The following is an 18,169-nucleotide window of genomic DNA, read 5'->3' on the forward strand; positions in this document are numbered from 1 at the left end:
TCTCCGTAGCACTAAAATCGCTCAACTTAGGACTTGGATTCGAAACCGCCGGGGCATGGATTTTGACACTTCGCCAAGGCAAATACTTTAACAAGTTGAATTGGTAAATAAATAAATTAATATCATTTTAACCTTGATTCAAAATTTGTCAAGAACGTGATTCCATAATTGATGTTATTTAATATTTTAAATTATAAAATTCGAAATGAAAAGTTAAAAGATTATTAAATAAATACAGACTAAAGCATCATAACAAAATTGATGTTTTAGTCTGTCAATCTCAGAGTTTATCTGTATTTATAGCTATTTTCCAAAATTCTTCAATCCAAATTTTTAGATTGCCACGAGTATAATTGTTGATCGAGGTTGTAGTTCAATTGTCTCTTTGTTTGAATATTTTTTAATTTTTTTGAAGTTAAAATCAGATGAATTTGTATCAAATTTTATGTGCCAATTCATGTTATTGGGAATGATTGGAAGATGAAAAATTCTCTTTTCCCAATATGAATTAACCAAAACATAAATGAATGTATCTTTTTTTGTGCCAAATTTTGTATGGTCTTCCGCATATAGGTATGCAAAAGACAGATTGGAAGCATTCTCATCCAGTTCCCAAGGGGTTGTGCCATGGAATGACAGCTCCGGATATCCGGTGCCGTTGGGACCAAAATCATAACTTGCTGAAGTCAATACAGGATGAGCCTTCCTGAAAGCAATAAGGTTTTTCACATATTCAAAGAGTTCTCTGTTTCTGTCAATATCGTTCCAGTCAAGGTACGATATCTCATTGTCCTGACAGTAGGCATTGTTATTGCCTTTCTGAGAATTGGCAAATTCATCCCCGGAGAGAAACATAGGCATTCCTCGGCTGGTTAGAAGGATTGTCATGAAATTCTTCATCTGCTTAAGTCTGCATTCATTAACCTCAGGATCGTCGCATTCGCCCTCTGCCCCGCAGTTCCAGCTGTAATTGTCATTGGAACCGTCTCTGTTATCCTCACCGTTTCCTTCGTTGTGCTTATCATTGTACGATACCAGGTCATTAAGCGTAAATCCATCGTGACAGGTAATGAAATTTACTGACAGTAACGGACTTTTACCTCCGTACAGATCCTCCGAGCCACGTATTCTTCTATACGCTTCAGGCGCAAGCTCTCCTGTTCCTTTTACAAATTGCCTTATAGCATCACGGTATTTTCCATTCCATTCGGCCCATCTGTTGTATGAAGGAAAACTTCCTACCTGGTACAACCCGCCTGCATCCCAGGCCTCTGCAATAAGAACACTCTTGCCAAGGACAGCATCATGAGCAAGACTCTCAAGAAGTGGTGGATTCATCATAGGATGTCCATCCTCATCTCTGGACAAGATAGATGCCAGATCAAACCTGAATCCGTCCACATGGTAGGAAAATACCCAGTACCTTAGGCAATCCAGAATAAAGTTTCTGACAACAGGATTATTGCAGTTCATAGTATTGCCACAACCGCTAAAGTTATAGTAACCTCCATCCGGCGTCAAAAGATAATAATTCCTGTTATCAATACCTTTAAAAGAAATATAAGGGCCGTTTTCATTCCCCTCAGCTGTATGATTAAACACCACATCCAATATTACTTCGATACCATTTCTGTGCAGGTGCTTTATCATATTTTTGAGCTCATCGCTCTCCATACCAAAGGGCGCAGATGCAGCATACCCTGCTTTTGGTGCAAAAAAACCCACAGTAGAATATCCCCAGTAATTCAGGAGTCTTTGTCCATTTACTACTCTGGAGTTCTCAAATTCATCAAATTCGAATATAGGCATCAATTCGATACAGTTTATACCAAGCTCTTTTAGGTATGGAATCTTTTCAAGAATTCCTGCATAAGTTCCCTTGTATTTCACACCACTGGACTGATGAGCCGTAAAAGACCTCACATGCATCTCATAAATAATCAGATCCTGCTGCAGAAGCTCTAACGGCTTATCGCCTTCCCAATCATAATCTTCTCTGATTATCTGTCCTCGATGCTGAAAATCATCTTTCCCCCGCTCCTTCCCCCAAACAGAACGCCCGGAAATTGATTTGGCGTATGGATCAAGGAGAACTTTGCTCTTATCAAATCGAAGCCCCTTTTCCGGCGCATATTCACCGTCGAACCGGTATCCATACTCAACAGTCTCGATGTTTAAGCCAAATACCATCATGGTATAGACATCCCCGATACGAAATTCCTCCGGAAAAGGTATCTCAACAAAGGGTTTATTTGCTCCGTGATTAAACAAAAGGAGCGTACAGCCCCTTGCCTCAGTGGAGTAAATACTAAAGTTTACTCCTCCATCGGTGACTGTCGCTCCAAAGGGCATAATACGCCCGATTCGATATTCAAGTCCTTTTATCTTGTTGGTAGGAAAAGTATCAACAAGTCTCATATAAATGCCTCTCGTCAAATAACGAAACACTTTATATCGGTAGCACTATTAATAATATAACACTACAGGGGTTCCTACTTCCACCACTTCCCACAGCTGACTTACCTGGGACTCAGGGCAGTTAATGCAGCCATGCGAACCGTCGCGTTTATAAATTTCTTCTCCGAATTTGTTTCTCCAGTTAGCATCATGAATACCGACTCCCTTGTGTACACCAAGCCAGTAATTGACGTAGGAAACATAATCAGCGCCTCTAAGATAGGTGTGATAGCGTTTGTTGTAAATGTTGTAGACTCCTGTCGGAGTACCTCTCCCGCGATTAATATTACCGGTAACCACGGGCATCTCCATATTGAGCTGTCCGTCAACGTAGTAGCGAAGCTCCTGCTTGCCCATATCTACTTCGATATAGGTTTGACCAAGCTCTTTAGCAGCATCGAAGGATTTTACACCATCAGCCATAGATATTTCTCTTTTAACGGATGCAGATTTGGTATCTGCCAAAAATGCCGCCTTAAGATATTCGAATTCTTCGTCAATCTCAATAAGACTTCCGTTTCCTCTGGAATTATCCCTGTAAAAAACTTCAGTTCCGGTGCCGTTTTTATAATTTTCAAGAAATCTGGAGGTATCGTAGGTCTCTTCAATTCCCTTGAGGAATTCATACATCTTGCGTTCACTGATGATCAGATTTCCATCATAGTCAAAAAGAAATCCATCTTCAGCCAGAACGCCTTCCTCCTCAAGATCCATTATCTCCCTGTTTCCGGCGATAAAGAGTCCCATACCGGGAGTTTTTTTGTCATACTCCTCTTCCAGCGCTGCCTCCAGATCCTTATCTGTAAGTATCCATTTCGATACCTGCTCCTTATTGACAGGTATCTCCTCGCCAATTACAGAGTAGCTGATACCGCAGCTCTGGACTTCATCAAGCTTGTCAAAGAGGGCAATTGTCCTTAGATCCTGCTCAGAGAGCTGAAGCTCTTCGTAGCAGCCTTCTGTTTCCGACAGATCAAGTGTAGTCTTATGCGTATCATAAGCAATATTTACAGCATTAAGAATATTTTCTTTGTTCGGAACAAGATTGTAAGCATCGTGAAGTTCATACCCGTTGCCCTTAACTATAGTGACATTGGGAATCTCTTTTTCTTCAAAAATCTCCCACGCTGCAACCTTATCAAGAAGAAGCGATCTGTCATAAGTTATATCAGGCTCATATTGAACAACCAGATTCTTAAATACGTTAAGTCCCCATGCATATGGGTTGGAATTATCAATGAACTCTCTCAGAGGCCCTGTAAAATCCACTTTCAGGTTCACATCCTCAGGTGATATTACCAGTTCTTCTCCGTCTGTGCCTTTAATGACAAAATCTTCGCACTTGTACTGCGCCACAAGTTCAGTATTGACCTGTTCCACGGTCATTCCGGTGCAATAAACACCATTTATCCAGGTAAAACATGGAAATCCGTCGGTATAGTACATTCCAAGAAGAACATAAAGGCCGGCGAAAATCACCAGCCCAATTGTTATAAATAAACCAAAAATTTTAAAACCTTTTTTCATACTCCCCACTTCTTTTAATTCTTAGACTTTTCCGCAAGATCCTTGGCGTCAAAGGTCTCGCTTAAGGAAGCTCCGGGTGAAACCATAGGGAATACCTTGTCATCCTCTTCTATTATGCATTCAAGAAGAACAGGCTTCTTGGAGGCTATAGCCTTCTTAAGAGCAGGTGCAACCTCAGACTTCTTGCTGATACGAATTGCATCGCAGCCAAGACTCTCGGCTACCTTGCAGTAATCCACTTTGTCCTCAAAAATAGTCTGTGAATAGTGCTGTGAATAGAACAAAGTCTGCCACTGTCTTACCATACCAAGAACATTGTTGTTGATAACAATCTCAATGATAGGAAGATTATATCTTGATGCTGTGGCCAGCTCATTCATATTCATTCTAAAGCAGCCATCTCCCGCAATATTTACGCATAGCTTGTCAGGGTTAGCTACCTGAGCACCTATGCAGGCGCCAAGGCCGTAGCCCATGGTTCCAAGGCCTCCTGAAGTAAGGAAGGTTCTGGGTGATCTGAATTTGTAATACTGGGCAGCCCACATCTGATGTTGTCCTACATCAGTAGAGATAATCGCATCGCCCTTGGTAAGCTTATCAAGCTCCTCGATGATATAAGGGCAGGTAAGCTTGTCAGTCTCATAGGACAGAGGGAATTTCTTTTTATAATCACTTATTTTGGCAATCCATTCCTTGTGATCCATCTTTTCAAGTTTTTCATTGAGATCCCCCAGAACCTGCTTAAGGTCACCAACAATAGCATAGTTTATTCTTACGTTCTTGTTGATCTCAGCAGCATCAATATCTATCTGAAGAATCTTAGCTTTGGATGCAAAAGTCTTGGCATTGCCGGTTACTCTGTCAGAGAATCTTGCACCTAAAGTGATCAAAAGGTCACACTCCGAAACGCCAAAGTTAGAGGTTTTGGTTCCGTGCATACCGATCATGCCTGTATAGAGCTTGTGAGTTCCGTCAAATGCACCCTTACCCATAAGCGTATCGCATACAGGAGCATCAATGAGCTCTGCAAACTCCTTAAGTTCCTTGGATGCTCCGGAGATAACAGCGCCGCCTCCGACATAGATAAAGGGTCTCTTGGAAGCCTTGATCATCTTAACCGCAGCTGCAATTTCATCGGAAGTATACTTTTTCTCAGGCTCTTCCTCAGAAATCTTCTCCTTACGATAATCGCAATGTGCCGCAGTAACATCCTTGGTGATATCCACAAGTACAGGACCGGGACGGCCTGTTCTTGCGATCTTGAAAGCTTTTCTCAAAGTCTCGGCAAGATCCTTAACATCTTTTACAATATAGCCGTGCTTAGTGATAGGCATTGTAATTCCGGCGATATCAACCTCCTGGAAGGTATCCTTGCCAAGAAGAGGCAGATTAACATTACAGGTAATCGCAACCATAGGCACTGAATCCATATATGCGGAAGCAATACCTGTAACCAGGTTGGTTGAACCGGGGCCTGAGGTAGCCATACATACGCCCACCTTGCCTGTTGATCTGGCATAGCCGTCTGCCGCATGGGCAGCTCCCTGCTCATGGGAGGTTCTGATATGCAGGAAGTTGTCCTGCTGTTTGTACAATTCATCGTAGATATTAAGGATTGTTCCTCCGGGATAACCAAAAACGGTATCTACTCCCTGTTCCTTAAGACATTCAAGAACAATCTGTGCTCCTGTAAGCTGCATTTTTTCACACTCCTCGTCTGGCAAATATTATTTTGAAGTACCGGGAATCTCAAGGATTGCTCCTCTGTTTCCGCTGGTAACAAGTTCTCTGTATCTTGCAAGATAGCCGGTTGTTACCTTGGGCTCTCTTGGCTGCCACTTAGCTCTTCTTGCAGCAAGCTCCTCATCGGATACCTTGACATTAAGAGCATTATTAGGAATATCAACGCTGATGATATCGCCTTCTTCAACAAGTGCGATAGGTCCGCCAACAGCAGCCTCAGGAGATACGTGTCCGATGGACGCTCCCCTACTTGCTCCGGAGAATCTTCCGTCTGTTATAAGTGCAACAGTTGAGCCAAGGCCCATTCCGGCGATAGCTGATGTAGGATTGAGCATCTCTCTCATTCCGGGGCCACCCTTAGGGCCTTCGTATCTGATAACTACTACATCACCCTCTTTAATCTTGCCACCAAGAATTGCGGAAATAGCATCTTCTTCACAGTCAAATACTCTTGCAGGACCCTCATGGGTCATCATCTCAGGTGCAACTGCAGATTTCTTGACGATACCTGTATCAGGTGCAAGATTGCCCTTAAGAACAGCAATTCCACCTGACTGCATATATGGATTCTCAATAGGTCTGATAACTTCAGGATTGAGATTAGTTACACCTTCAAGGTTCTCCTTGATAGTCTTACCTGTAACTGTAATAAGATCGGTATTCAAAAGATCCTTCTTAACCAGCTCAGACATTACAGCAAGAACACCGCCTGCCTCGTTCAGATCTTCCATGTAAGTAGGACCAGCAGGAGCCAGATGGCAAAGGTTAGGGGTTCTTGAAGATACTTCATTAGCAATCTCCATGTTGAGATCAACCCCTGCCTCATGTGCGATAGCAGGAAGGTGAAGCATTGTATTGGTTGAGCATCCAAGAGCCATATCCATAGCAAGCGCATTCATAAATGCTTCCTTGGTCATAATATCTCTTGGTCTGATATTTTTCTCAATAAGATTCATTACTGCATAGCCGGCCTTCTTGGCAAGTCTGATTCTTGCAGAATATACCGCAGGAATAGTACCGTTACCGGGAAGTCCCATTCCGATTGACTCTGTGAGGCAGTTCATGGAATTGGCTGTATACATACCTGAGCAGGAGCCGCAGGTAGGACATGCCTTTTCTTCGTACTCGCAGAGCTTGGCATTGGTCATCTTGCCTGCAGATACCGAACCAACTGCTTCAAACATGGCAGAAAGTGAAGTCTTGTGACCATCTACTCTTCCTGCCATCATAGGACCGCCAGAAACAAATACTGTAGGAATATTAACACGGGCAGCTGCCATAAGAAGTCCCGGTACATTTTTATCACAGTTGGGTATGCATACCATTCCGTCAAAAGCATGTGCCTTAGCAAGACACTCAGTGGAATCGGCTATAAGATCTCTGGTAACAAGGGAATATTTCATTCCGATATGTCCCATGGCAATGCCGTCGCAAACAGCAATAGCAGGAACAACTACGGGCATACCACCGGCTTCTGCAACCGCAAGCTTAACAGCCTCAGTAATCTTATCCAGATTCATGTGTCCCGGAACGATCTCATTGTATGAGCTGACAATACCGATAAGAGGTTTTCTTCTCTCCTCTTCGGTAAATCCAAGTGCATTAAATAAACTTCTGTGTGGAGCCTGCTGAAGGCCTTCCATAACTCTGTCACTATTCATAGCCATGTTCTCTCTCCTTTACCTTGTATAAACCAAAAAATTTTCATTTTCATATCTGACATGCATTGATTCAATATAGTCCCAGTTAATATCATCGTGAAATGCATAGAATTTCCAATGATTTTCTCCCAGATATTCATCCTCGAGAAGGACCTTATCAAGAATCACCAGATCACATCCTGTTACATCCGTATTCAGACAATCAATGTTCCAACCAAATTTCAAAAGATATCTCTGATCACAGTCCAGAGCGGCAATCTTGCTCTTATTTGAAACATTCGCAACATACAGTGAGTTGAAAAGATCATTTTCCCTCTCACCCAGCTGCATATTGAACTGAGGACCCGAAATACGTATCAAAAAGTAGATAAATATCACCAAAACAGGTAAATACACAAATGCTGAATTATACCATTTATCTGTTTTATTAATTATCTCAATTTCCTTATGGGGTGCATTATCAGCATCTGTATTTTCCATAATACCGTTGTAGATGCGAATGCCGAAGTTAATGATTTTCTCCAAAACTCCGCAGATACACAGCGATATTAGAACTCCTCCAAAGAAAAAGCTCTCAGCATAAGGAAGTTCGTGCCTGATTACAAGCATAAATCCCACAAGAATAAAATTAACAATAACAATCAAATTAATAACGGTTCTGCTGTACTCAAAGTGTCTGATACATTCTACCAGCAGTACCGATAATCCTGTTACCAGGAACAAAATGACTACCATGCTGACGCCGGGAGTGATCATCTCAAGAACTTCAAAGATCCAATTACCAAATTGCCTGCTGAAAGCCTGCGTATCAATCTTTTGTACATACGCCTGCGACATCATCAGATCCGCACCTGTAAACCAGGCTTTCCCCGGAGTTCTCAGAAGTACTGAGGACTTAAGCCCGCCGTATTTCTCCATGGCACCTTCCGCATTGACCAGCAGATTGGTTCCCAATGACAGCCACACTGCAGAATATAAGAACATGGTCACAATCATGGAAACAGCTGAAACTCCAAGTATACCCTTAAGCTTTCTGTAGTATATGTTCTCGGAATTGTTCCCATATACGCTGCGACTTCTCATTCCATTGATAAAGAGGAATGTAAAAGCCGCAACACAGGTAGGTAAAACCCATAACACACTTATCGGCACAGTATAAATGCCAAGCACCATGAAGAATCCAAGGAGCTTAAAATGCGGTTTCCTGCTCTCTCCCGCTTTGCATATATCTCCCAAAAGATATATGCCGGCAAGAAAACATGTGGTTCCAAGTGTATAACCTCTTCCCTGAACACTGAACTCATTCACCATCTTCATGGAAGCATATAGAATTGTCGACGCCAGTGGAAGTCCGTGAGAATAATATCTTGAAGTTATCTTGTACATAAGTATCAGATTGACGATTGCACAGACAAAAGATACTCCTCTAAGTCCCAGATAAGAATTCCCAAGCAGTGTAAGTATTGAAGCAATAACCGCATAACCTATATGGTCATTTGGCATAGTCCAGTGCAAAGCCGAATAAACAGGACCTCTGCTGATGAAATTGTAATAGGTATACAGTTCCGTAAATACAGGAGTAATGGCAAACATTCTCCATAAGTAATAGGCTCCCATCCCGATAATAAATAACGTGACCGCAATGGTCTCTGGTTCATGGGGTAAAAAATTGTATACCTTCTTTTCAGTTTTAGCTATTAATGATTCGTTCAGCAATCAGGTCTCCCATTTCGCTGCAGCTGGTCTTGGTAAATGCCGATTCTTCTGACTTAGGCAGAATATCAACGGTTCTATAGCCCTCTTCCAGGACTTTTTTAACAGCATTCTCAATTGCATCAGCTTCCTTGTCAAAGTTGAAGCTGTATCTAAGCATCATTGCAGCGGAAAGTATTGTAGCTATAGGATTGGCAATGTTCTGTCCGGCGATATCCGGAGCACTGCCGTGACTTGGCTCGTAAAGTCCAAATGTCGTGTCATTAAGTGAAGCACTGGGAAGCATACCAATGGAGCCGGTAATCATGCTTGCTTCATCGGAAAGGATATCCCCGAACATATTCTCAGTAAGGACCACATCAAACTGAGCAGGATCCTTAACGAGCTGCATTGCACAGTTATCTACAAGCATATGTTCAAGAGTTACATCGGGATAGTCCTTAGCAACTTCCTCTACAACCTTTCTCCAAAGTCTGGAGGAATCAAGGACGTTAGCTTTATCTACACTTATTACGCTCTTTCTGCGCTTTCTTGCAACATCGAAGGCGCGGATGGCAATACGGCGGATCTCGCTCTCCTTGTAAGTAAGTGTATCAGTTGCTACAAGTTCGCCCTCTACTTCATCAGTATGTCTATCGCCAAAGTAGAGTCCACCGGTAAGCTCTCGCATAATCAGCATATCAAAGCCCTTCTCGCCGGTTGAAGCCTTAAGAGGACATGCATCCTTAAGCTGAGGATAAAGGTAAGCAGGTCTTAAATTAGCGAATAGATTAAGACTCTTTCTAAGTTTAAGAAGTCCGGCCTCAGGACGAAGTGAAGGCTCAAGCTTGTACCAGGGCGATGTAGAGGTGTTGCCTCCGATAGATCCCATAAGTACTGCATCTGCAGCCTTGGCATCGGCAATCGCCTCATCGGTAAGAGGAACACCGCAGGCATCTATTGAACAGCCGCCCATCAGAATATCTTTGTAAACAAATTCATGCCCAAAAACCTCGGCAACCTTATCAAGAACCTTCTTAGCTTCTGTAACAATCTCAGGTCCGATTCCGTCACCGGGAATACAGGTAATGTTCTTCTTCATAATCTCCTCCGTAAATATTTGAGTTAAACCTGCGGAAGCTGTGAAAGTGACTTCTCAAGCTCAGCATCAGAAGGGATATAATCTGACATATCACCGTCGTTGAACTTCTGATATGCCACCATATCGAAATATCCTGTTCCTGTAAGACCAAATACAATGTTCTTCTCTTCTCCTGTCTCTTTACACTTAAGAGCCTCATCGATGGCAACTCTGATAGCATGGCTACTCTCAGGTGCAGGAAGAATACCCTCAACTCTTGAGAACATCTCAGCAGCTTCAAATACACTGGTCTGTTCCACAGCTCTTGCTGAGAGAAGTCCCTGATCGTACAGTTCGGAAACAACTGAGCTCATGCCGTGATAGCGAAGTCCTCCGGCATGGTTGGCTGAAGGCATAAATCCGCTTCCGAGAGTATACATCTTGGCAAGAGGACATACCTTACCGGTATCACAGAAGTCATACGCATATTTACCTCTTGTAAGTGAAGGACAGGAAGCAGGCTCAACAGCAATAATGTCATAATCAGCTTCACCTCTGAGCATCTCTCCAACGAAAGGAGAAATAAGTCCGCCAAGGTTAGATCCGCCACCTGCGCAGCCGATGATGGTATCTGCCTTGATTCCGTATTTATCAAGAGCTGCCTTGGTCTCAAGACCGATAACAGACTGGTGAAGAAGTACCTGAGAAAGTACAGATCCAAGAACGTATCTGTAGCCTTCCTTGGAGGTAGCTGCCTCTACAGCCTCTGAAATAGCACATCCAAGAGATCCGTTGGTTCCGGGGAACTCAGCGTTGATCTTTCTTCCAATCTCAGTATCCATAGAAGGTGAAGGTGTTACACTTGCGCCAAAGGTGCGCATTACTTCACGTCTAAAGGGTTTCTGCTCATAGGAAACCTTAACCATATATACATGACAGGCAAGATCAAAATATGCACAGGCCATGGAAAGTGCAGTTCCCCACTGACCTGCTCCGGTCTCTGTGGTAACGCCCTTAAGGCCCTGCTTCTTGGCATAATATGCCTGAGCAATAGCGGAATTAAGCTTGTGAGAGCCTGAGGTATTGTTTCCCTCAAACTTGTAATAGATATGAGCGGGAGTTCCAAGCTTTTTCTCAAGGAAATAAGCTCTTACAAGAGGTGAAGGTCTGTACATCTTGTAAAACTCTCTGATCTCATCCGGAATCGGAATGTAGGCATCGGTATCATTGAGCTCCTGAAGTGCCAGTTCGTGGCAGAAAATGTGTGACAGCTCATCAACTGTTACCGGCTTAAGTGTTGCAGGGTTAAGGATGGGTGCGGGCTTCTTCTTCATATCTGCCCTGACATTGTACCAATCCTTGGGTAATTCGTTCTCCTCTAAGTAAATCTTATAGGGTATGTTACTCATATTAACTCCTCCCAACGCGTATTTTTAAAAAGCCCGATTGGGTGACCCCAACCAGGCTTTCATAAGAGTCATTTTTGACTTACTTCTTCTTGGTATCGTTTGAATCATCAGATGTTACAACAGCATCCTCAGGCTTCTCAACCTCTACGATTGCTTCCTTAGCCATGGGGATACGGCAATTCTTGTTATTACCAAACTCAACAATTACAGTGTCATCATCGATATCGATAACAGTTCCAAAGAAACCGCCTGTTGTACGTACGCTATCGCCCACTGCAAGAGCTGAAAGAACCTGAGCCTTCTGCTTCTGCTCCTTCCTCTGAGGACGAATCATAATAAAGTATAAGAATCCGATGAAAACAACGTAAACCGCGATCATCATAAATGTGCCGCCTGCTGTAGCTCCCTGTGCAGCATCAGCTGTAAGTAATAATCCCATAATATCCTCCAAAAAACTTAAGATTAATAATACACCAATAAATAATACTAAAGATAAGATGATAATTCAAGTATGCAATATTTAACCTTTTTTTACATTACAAAATTAACCTTTTCGCCAATTTCGTGCAATGTTATATCCGTCTGAAACGGTATTTGCGTCAAATTCCTGCATGCCTTCCAGTTTCTTTTTCTTGTACTGAGCAAAGTTTCCGGCTTCTATGGCATCTCTGATTTCTTCCATCATATGATTGTAGAAATACAGATTGTGAAGAACACAAAGGCGAAGTCCCAGCATCTCATTGGCCTTAAGAAGATGCCTGATATAGCCCTTGGAATATCTCTGACAGGCAGGACATTTACAGCCTTCCTCTATAGGGCTGTCATCCAGCTCATATCTGGCATTCAAAAGATTGATATGTCCTCTGTTCGTGTATAGATGACCGTGACGACCGTTTCTGCTTGGATATACGCAGTCAAAGAAGTCTACTCCTCTTTCAACAGCTTCAAGAATATTGGCAGGAGTTCCGACTCCCATGAGATATGTAGGTTTATTCTCAGGAAGATAAGGCACTACTGTCTCCAAAACATGGTACATCTCTTCGTGGCTCTCTCCTACAGCAAGACCGCCTACCGCATATCCATCCAGATCCAGATCACTGATGATCTTGGCATGCTCTATTCTGATATCATCAAATATCGCTCCCTGGTTAATACCAAACAGCATCTGATGCGGGTTAACCGTATAGGGAAGTCCGTTGAGCCTGTCCATTTCAGCCTTACAGCGTTTAAGCCATCTTGTTGTCCTATCCACCGACATCTGAACATATTCGTGTTCAGCCTTGGCGGAAGGGCACTCATCAAAGGCCATGGCAATTGTCGAGCCAAGATGAGACTGAATCCTCATACTCTGTTCCGGTCCCATGAAGAGCTTGTGACCGTCGATATGTGAGTGGAAGTAAACTCCCTCTTCCTTGATTTTTCTTGTCTTAGCAAGAGAAAAGACCTGGAACCCGCCTGAGTCTGTAAGAATAGGCTTATTACAGGACATAAACTTATGAAGTCCCCCCATTCTGTAGACCACATCGTCCCCCGGTCTTAAGTGCAGATGATAGGTATTGGACAGAACCACCTGAGTATCGATTTCTTCAAGATCCTGCGTTGAAACACCGCCTTTAATGGCTGCCACTGTAGCCACATTCATGAAAACAGGTGTCTGAATCTTGCCATGAACTGTAGTGAACTCAGCTCTCTTGGCATTTCCGTCCTTCTTAATTATTTTATACATTCAAACCTCTTATTTATTTAACGTAAATACTCCAGAATTCCTCCAGGCAGATATCATTTTCCGATATAAATGTGGCTGCGTCAACCCCAACATATCTGAAATGCCATGGCTCGAATTCTATACTGGTAATATCCTCTTTTCCCTTGGGGTATCTGAGGATAAAGCCATATTTGTAACTGTTGGCGGCCAGCCATTTGCCGGCTGCAGTATTACCAAAGCCTTCATCAAGGCTTGAATACCCATCACTTATGATATCAATAGCAAGTCCGATCTGATGCTCGGATGCTCCCGGAACGGTAACTGCCTGAGATGCCAGATTAAAAGCATCCATATAGGACATACCGCCTTCCATGTATCTCTTCACCTTGTTATTAAAGAGCATCGTCTGTCTGTCCATATCTCTATAAGGCGAACAGATAATCAGGCTGACTCCGTCCTTCCTTGCGGCTTTCATCATATCAAGAAGCGGTGTGATTATTCTCTCATCGCAGCGAAGATTGCCGCTGATGGTTCCGAGATGGAATTCATAATCATCCGGTATAGGATGCTGTTTGTTAACAAGAATAAGCTTCCAGTCATCGCTGTTAAACTCAGTCGTTCCTGATTCTGTATCTACGGTAGAATCCTCTTCCTCATAAGAGTCATCTCCCGTAGCATTCAGAATATCGTCAAGGGAAGCCTGCTTCTGTGGATCCAGATGTTCTGCCTCTGCAACATCAGGGTTCTCGCTGTCCTTGGCCTCCTCAATAAGTGAAGTATCGACATCTTCAATAACAGCAAGTCTTGCGTCGGATTCTGTAACAACAGTATCTGAAATTACAGTATCAGAAACAGCCTCCGATGAAAGACTGTCATTAACCGGAGTATTAACCTGTGTTGCAAAGCTGATTCCCACAGACATTGTCGGATATGCAAAGCTACTGCTGGTTGCAAAAAACAGTACTATGCACGCAAGAGAAGTAAAACGCTTGGCGTTTCTGTAGAAATAAAACAGTACATTGTAACAAAATATCATTGATAAAGCATAGGCTATACCTAAAAAAGAAAGCCTTTTGTGCTTTCGATTAAACTTCTCAACCTTGGAAACCACCTTCTGCTTAAAGGTAAGTTTCTTCTGCAAATTCCCCGCATTCATATCAGAAATCCCCTCAGATTCGGATATTTTGAAAATTAAAATAAAATTACGCTTTACATTATAGCTCGAATTTATGATAATTTCATTAGTTTTTGCTAATATTCCATTAACTTATTTGGTCAAAATAAAAAGATGGCGCAGCCATGGGTGTTAGCTTATAATAACTTTTAAATACAATTTGAGAAATTATTCGGAAAAGAGGTATTTATGGCAGGTTCAGGCTTTGGTAAAAATATCAGAATTTCAACCTTCGGTGAATCCCACGGAACAGCTTTGGGTGTCGTGATTGACGGCTTCCCCTCAGGCATGGAGCTAAACCCGGAGGACATTCAGAAACTCCTTGACAGACGTAAGCCCGGAACCAGCGAGGCAACAACACAGAGGAAGGAAGACGATCTGGTTGAGATACTGTCCGGAGTTTTCGAGGGTAAGACCACAGGAACACCTATTGCTCTCCTAGTCCGCAACACTTCCCAGAGATCTTCTGATTACAGTGATATCGCGAACTATTATCGCCCCGGTCATGCTGACTTTTGTTTTGATGCCAAATATGGATTCAGAGATTACAGAGGCGGCGGTAGATCCTCCGGAAGAGAAACTGTAGGCCGGGTTGCCGCAGGCGCTCTTTGCAAGAAGCTTTTGTCGCAGATGGGCATAGAAGTTATGGCATATACCAGATCCATCGGTGACGTTGAGATTGACTATTCCTCTTTTGACAAAGATGCAATTACCAGAACACCTACCTCAATGCCTGATGTCAAGGCCAGTGAACGAGCCATGGAACTAATCAGAAAATGCCGTGAAGAGGAAGATTCCATCGGCGGCACGATAGAATGCAGAATAACAGGCGTTCCTGCAGGAGTCGGAGAACCTGTTTTTGACAAGCTTGATGCTCTGTTGGCACAGGCCGTTGTAAGTATCGGTGCTGTGAAGGCAGTGGAATTCGGAGACGGTATTTCCGTTTCACGATACAAAGGTTCCGAAAACAATGACAACTTTATCATGTCAGGTGACAAAGTTACCAAGAAAACCAATCACAGCGGCGGCATTATCGGTGGCATAAGTGACGGCAGCGACATTCTTCTCCGCGCTCATATCAAGCCCACTCCAAGTATTGCCAGAACTCAGCAGACCGTTAACAAGTCCGGAGAAAATATCGATATCAACATCCACGGTCGCCATGATCCCGTTGTTGTTCCCAGGGCTGTCGTAGTCGTAGAAGCCATGTGTGCCATTGTTCTTTTGGATCTCATGATCTCAAACATGTCCAGCAGGGCCTCTTATATTACCGATTTCTATAACAAATAACTATAAGCATTACCTTTTTACTGATTATCTGTCTCATACAAAAAGCCATGTATCTCGACTCGTCAAGATACATGGCTTAAATAATCCGGTTATTTATCTATTACTTTTTCTCTTTTACATTATCAAGCTTATGGAATACAATGCAGTTCGGTCTTGAAACAGGAAGCTCAGGTCCGTTCATTACAAGTGTCCCCTTGTCCATATCCACTGTGAAGAATGTAAGTGAATCAGACTCGTGGTTAAGGGATACAAGATGCTTGTTATCAGGGAAAAGAGCTGCATCCTTGGGATACTCTCCCGCTATAGGAAGCTGAATCTTCTTGGTAAGAAGACCGGTCTCCTTGTCAACCTTATATACTACAACATTGTTCTCTCCTGCTGTTGAGCTAACGAGATAATTGTAATCCTCGGAGAATGTAAGAGCTGAGCTTGCAACGCCAAGAGAATCCGACTCATCTGAATTGGATACTGACTGAATCTTAGTGAATTCAGGCTCTCCGTCGATCTCTTCATACTGATATACGTCTATACCGCACTTCTGTTCAAGGCATACATAGAGGAACTTGCCGTCCTTGGAGAACTGCATATGTCTGGGTGATGATTCCTGATCGCAGTGGATAACATCAACCTCTTTGATCTTACCTGTATTAATGTCCAGAGAATAAATATTAACTCTATCCATACCAAGATCTGCAGCAAGCAGATATTTGTTGTCCTTGGAAACCTTGATGCACTGTACATGAGGTACATGGTTTCTGCCGGCTGCTGTGCCAAGACCCTTGTGATATCTCTCATCGGTTATCTCACCGATGGAACCATCCTCGTTAAGTTTGAGGATTGTGACCTTGCCATCATGATATCCGGCGGTTATAAGATAATTGTCATGCTGATCTTCATTGAGATAGCATCCTCTCATTCCGTTAATTGAAGCCTCATTAAGAAACTCAAGGCTTCCGTCTTCAAGAATATGATAGGACTCAACACCCGCATCGGTAATGGAATAAAGAGTCTTGTTGTCATGAGAAATGCCTATATATGAGGAATTGGTGATCTCAACCTTCTGTTTCTCTGTAAGTCGTCCATTCTTGAGATCCACGTCATAGATCCTGATTCCGTATTTGGTACCAAGTCCTGAAGTATAGCTTGAAACATAAGCTACATACTTGTCTTTTCCAGCCATTGTAAAACATGCCTCCTAAGCCTTATGAATAATCTTGCATTTAACATCATTCTAACACAAGAAAAAAAAACTTTAAATATGTAAAAAGTAATTGACACTAGTGCTGACTTTATTAAAATAAAGTAGATTGTTTATAATAATAAGTAAAAAGAGGAGTATGAAAATGGGAAAAGATCTGATAACTCTTGAACATATCACGAAATCTTACGACGGCACCACTATTCTGGATGACCTTAATCTTTCAATATATGAAAATTCCTTCGTTACACTGCTGGGGCCTTCAGGCTGTGGTAAGACCACAACCCTTAGAATAATCGGAGGCTTTGAGAAGCCTGATATGGGCCGTGTCATTTTTGACGGACAGGATATCACCTCTCTCGCCCCCAACAAGAGACAGCTCAACACTGTCTTTCAGAAATATGCTCTTTTTACCCATATGAATATCGCTGACAATATCGCATTTGGACTTAAGATCAAGAACAAATCCGATGCATACATCAGAGACAAGATCAGCTATGCGCTGAAACTGGTTAATCTCGAAGGCTACGAGAAACGTATGCCCGACTCACTCTCCGGCGGTCAGCAGCAGAGAATCGCCATCGCCAGAGCTATTGTTAACGAACCCAAGGTTCTTCTTCTGGACGAGCCACTCGGGGCACTGGACCTTAAGATGCGCCAAGACATGCAGTATGAGCTTAAGAGACTCAAAGAAGAGCTTGGCATCACCTTCATCTACGTAACCCATGATCAGGAAGAAGCTCTTACAATGTCAGATCATATCGTTGTAATGAACCAGGGCTACATCCAGCAGGAAGGCTCACCGGAGAAAATCTACAATGAACCTGAGAATGCCTTTGTTGCAGACTTTATCGGTGACAGCAACATCATCCGTGCAACCATGGTAAGAGACAAATTGGTTGATATTCTCGGTGCGAAGTTTGACTGCGTAGATACAGGTTTCGGTGAGAATAAGCCGGTTGACGTTGTTATAAGACCTGAGGACGTTGAGCTTGTCGCTCCTGAAGCAGGAACCATCGAAGGTGTCGTAACAGGCCTCACCTTCAAAGGTGTACACTATGAAATGGATGTAATGGCTAATGGCTATGAATGGCTTGTTCATTCAACCAAGCTCTCTGAAGTAGGTTCCAAGGTTGGTATCAAGGTAGATCCTTTTAATATTCAGATCATGAACGTACCTGAGTCTGAAGATGAGGAGGCAATCAGTGAAACTGTTTAAGAATAAAAAAAGC

At 42.8% G+C, this 18,169-nt stretch carries 13 protein-coding genes; 2 read left to right on the forward strand and 11 right to left on the reverse strand.

Going from position 1 to position 18,169, the window contains the following annotated elements:
- Nucleotides 1-333: 333 nt before the first annotated feature.
- The 10 genes from glgX to NXH67_RS17750 form a co-directional block, all read right to left on the reverse strand.
- Complete coding sequence (gene glgX, locus NXH67_RS17705) at nt 334-2,418, reverse strand: glycogen debranching protein GlgX (RefSeq protein ID WP_272798216.1); 2,085 nt, start codon at nt 2,416-2,418, stop codon at nt 334-336.
- Between the two features lie 48 nt (nt 2,419-2,466).
- Nucleotides 2,467-3,984 (reverse strand): L,D-transpeptidase, encoded by a 1,518-nt coding sequence (locus tag NXH67_RS17710; protein ID WP_272798217.1) that lies wholly within the window; start codon nt 3,982-3,984, stop codon nt 2,467-2,469.
- 14 nt (nt 3,985-3,998) lie between these two features.
- Nucleotides 3,999-5,684 (reverse strand): biosynthetic-type acetolactate synthase large subunit, encoded by a 1,686-nt coding sequence (gene ilvB, locus NXH67_RS17715; protein WP_272798218.1) that lies wholly within the window; start codon nt 5,682-5,684, stop codon nt 3,999-4,001.
- 27 nt (nt 5,685-5,711) lie between these two features.
- The gene (ilvD, locus tag NXH67_RS17720) at nt 5,712-7,388 is read right to left on the reverse strand and encodes a dihydroxy-acid dehydratase (protein ID WP_026668683.1); all 1,677 of its coding nucleotides are present in this window, start codon (nt 7,386-7,388) and stop codon (nt 5,712-5,714) included.
- Nucleotides 7,389-7,406: 18 nt separating this feature from the next.
- Nucleotides 7,407-9,005 (reverse strand): glycosyltransferase family 39 protein, encoded by a 1,599-nt coding sequence (locus tag NXH67_RS17725; protein ID WP_272798219.1) that lies wholly within the window; start codon nt 9,003-9,005, stop codon nt 7,407-7,409.
- A gap of 73 nt (nt 9,006-9,078) precedes the next feature.
- A complete protein-coding gene (gene leuB, locus NXH67_RS17730; RefSeq protein ID WP_022778445.1) occupies nt 9,079-10,182 on the reverse strand; it encodes a 3-isopropylmalate dehydrogenase in 1,104 nt (367 codons plus the stop codon).
- Nucleotides 10,183-10,205: 23 nt separating this feature from the next.
- Nucleotides 10,206-11,570: a TrpB-like pyridoxal phosphate-dependent enzyme gene (locus tag NXH67_RS17735; RefSeq protein ID WP_022778446.1), complete on the reverse strand. Its 1,365-nt coding sequence runs from the start codon at nt 11,568-11,570 to the stop codon at nt 10,206-10,208.
- A gap of 79 nt (nt 11,571-11,649) precedes the next feature.
- The gene (gene yajC, locus NXH67_RS17740) at nt 11,650-12,009 is read right to left on the reverse strand and encodes a preprotein translocase subunit YajC (protein WP_022778447.1); all 360 of its coding nucleotides are present in this window, start codon (nt 12,007-12,009) and stop codon (nt 11,650-11,652) included.
- Between the two features lie 105 nt (nt 12,010-12,114).
- Nucleotides 12,115-13,296 (reverse strand): tRNA guanosine(34) transglycosylase Tgt, encoded by a 1,182-nt coding sequence (gene tgt / locus NXH67_RS17745; RefSeq protein ID WP_272798220.1) that lies wholly within the window; start codon nt 13,294-13,296, stop codon nt 12,115-12,117.
- Nucleotides 13,297-13,309: 13 nt separating this feature from the next.
- A complete protein-coding gene (locus NXH67_RS17750; RefSeq protein ID WP_272798221.1) occupies nt 13,310-14,431 on the reverse strand; it encodes a M15 family metallopeptidase in 1,122 nt (373 codons plus the stop codon).
- A 207-nt stretch (nt 14,432-14,638) separates the two neighbouring features.
- Between NXH67_RS17750 and aroC the strand changes: the two genes are divergently transcribed.
- On the forward strand, nt 14,639-15,739 hold the full coding sequence (gene aroC, locus NXH67_RS17755; protein WP_272798222.1) for a chorismate synthase: 1,101 nt from the start codon (nt 14,639-14,641) through the stop codon (nt 15,737-15,739).
- Nucleotides 15,740-15,839: 100 nt separating this feature from the next.
- Here aroC and NXH67_RS17760 read toward each other — a convergent pair whose 3' ends face one another.
- Nucleotides 15,840-16,919, reverse strand: coding sequence for a lactonase family protein (locus NXH67_RS17760; RefSeq protein ID WP_022778451.1), 1,080 nt, complete (start codon nt 16,917-16,919; stop codon nt 15,840-15,842).
- A gap of 163 nt (nt 16,920-17,082) precedes the next feature.
- Between NXH67_RS17760 and NXH67_RS17765 the strand changes: the two genes are divergently transcribed.
- Nucleotides 17,083-18,156 carry an ABC transporter ATP-binding protein gene (locus NXH67_RS17765; RefSeq protein ID WP_272798223.1) on the forward strand — a complete coding sequence of 358 codons (1,074 nt, stop codon included), beginning with the start codon at nt 17,083-17,085 and terminating at the stop codon, nt 18,154-18,156.
- The last annotated feature ends 13 nt before the right edge of the window (nt 18,157-18,169 follow it).

The sequence above is a fragment of the Butyrivibrio sp. DSM 10294 genome (assembly GCF_028539135.1).
In the GTDB taxonomy this organism is placed as follows: Bacteria; Bacillota; Clostridia; order Lachnospirales; family Lachnospiraceae; genus Butyrivibrio.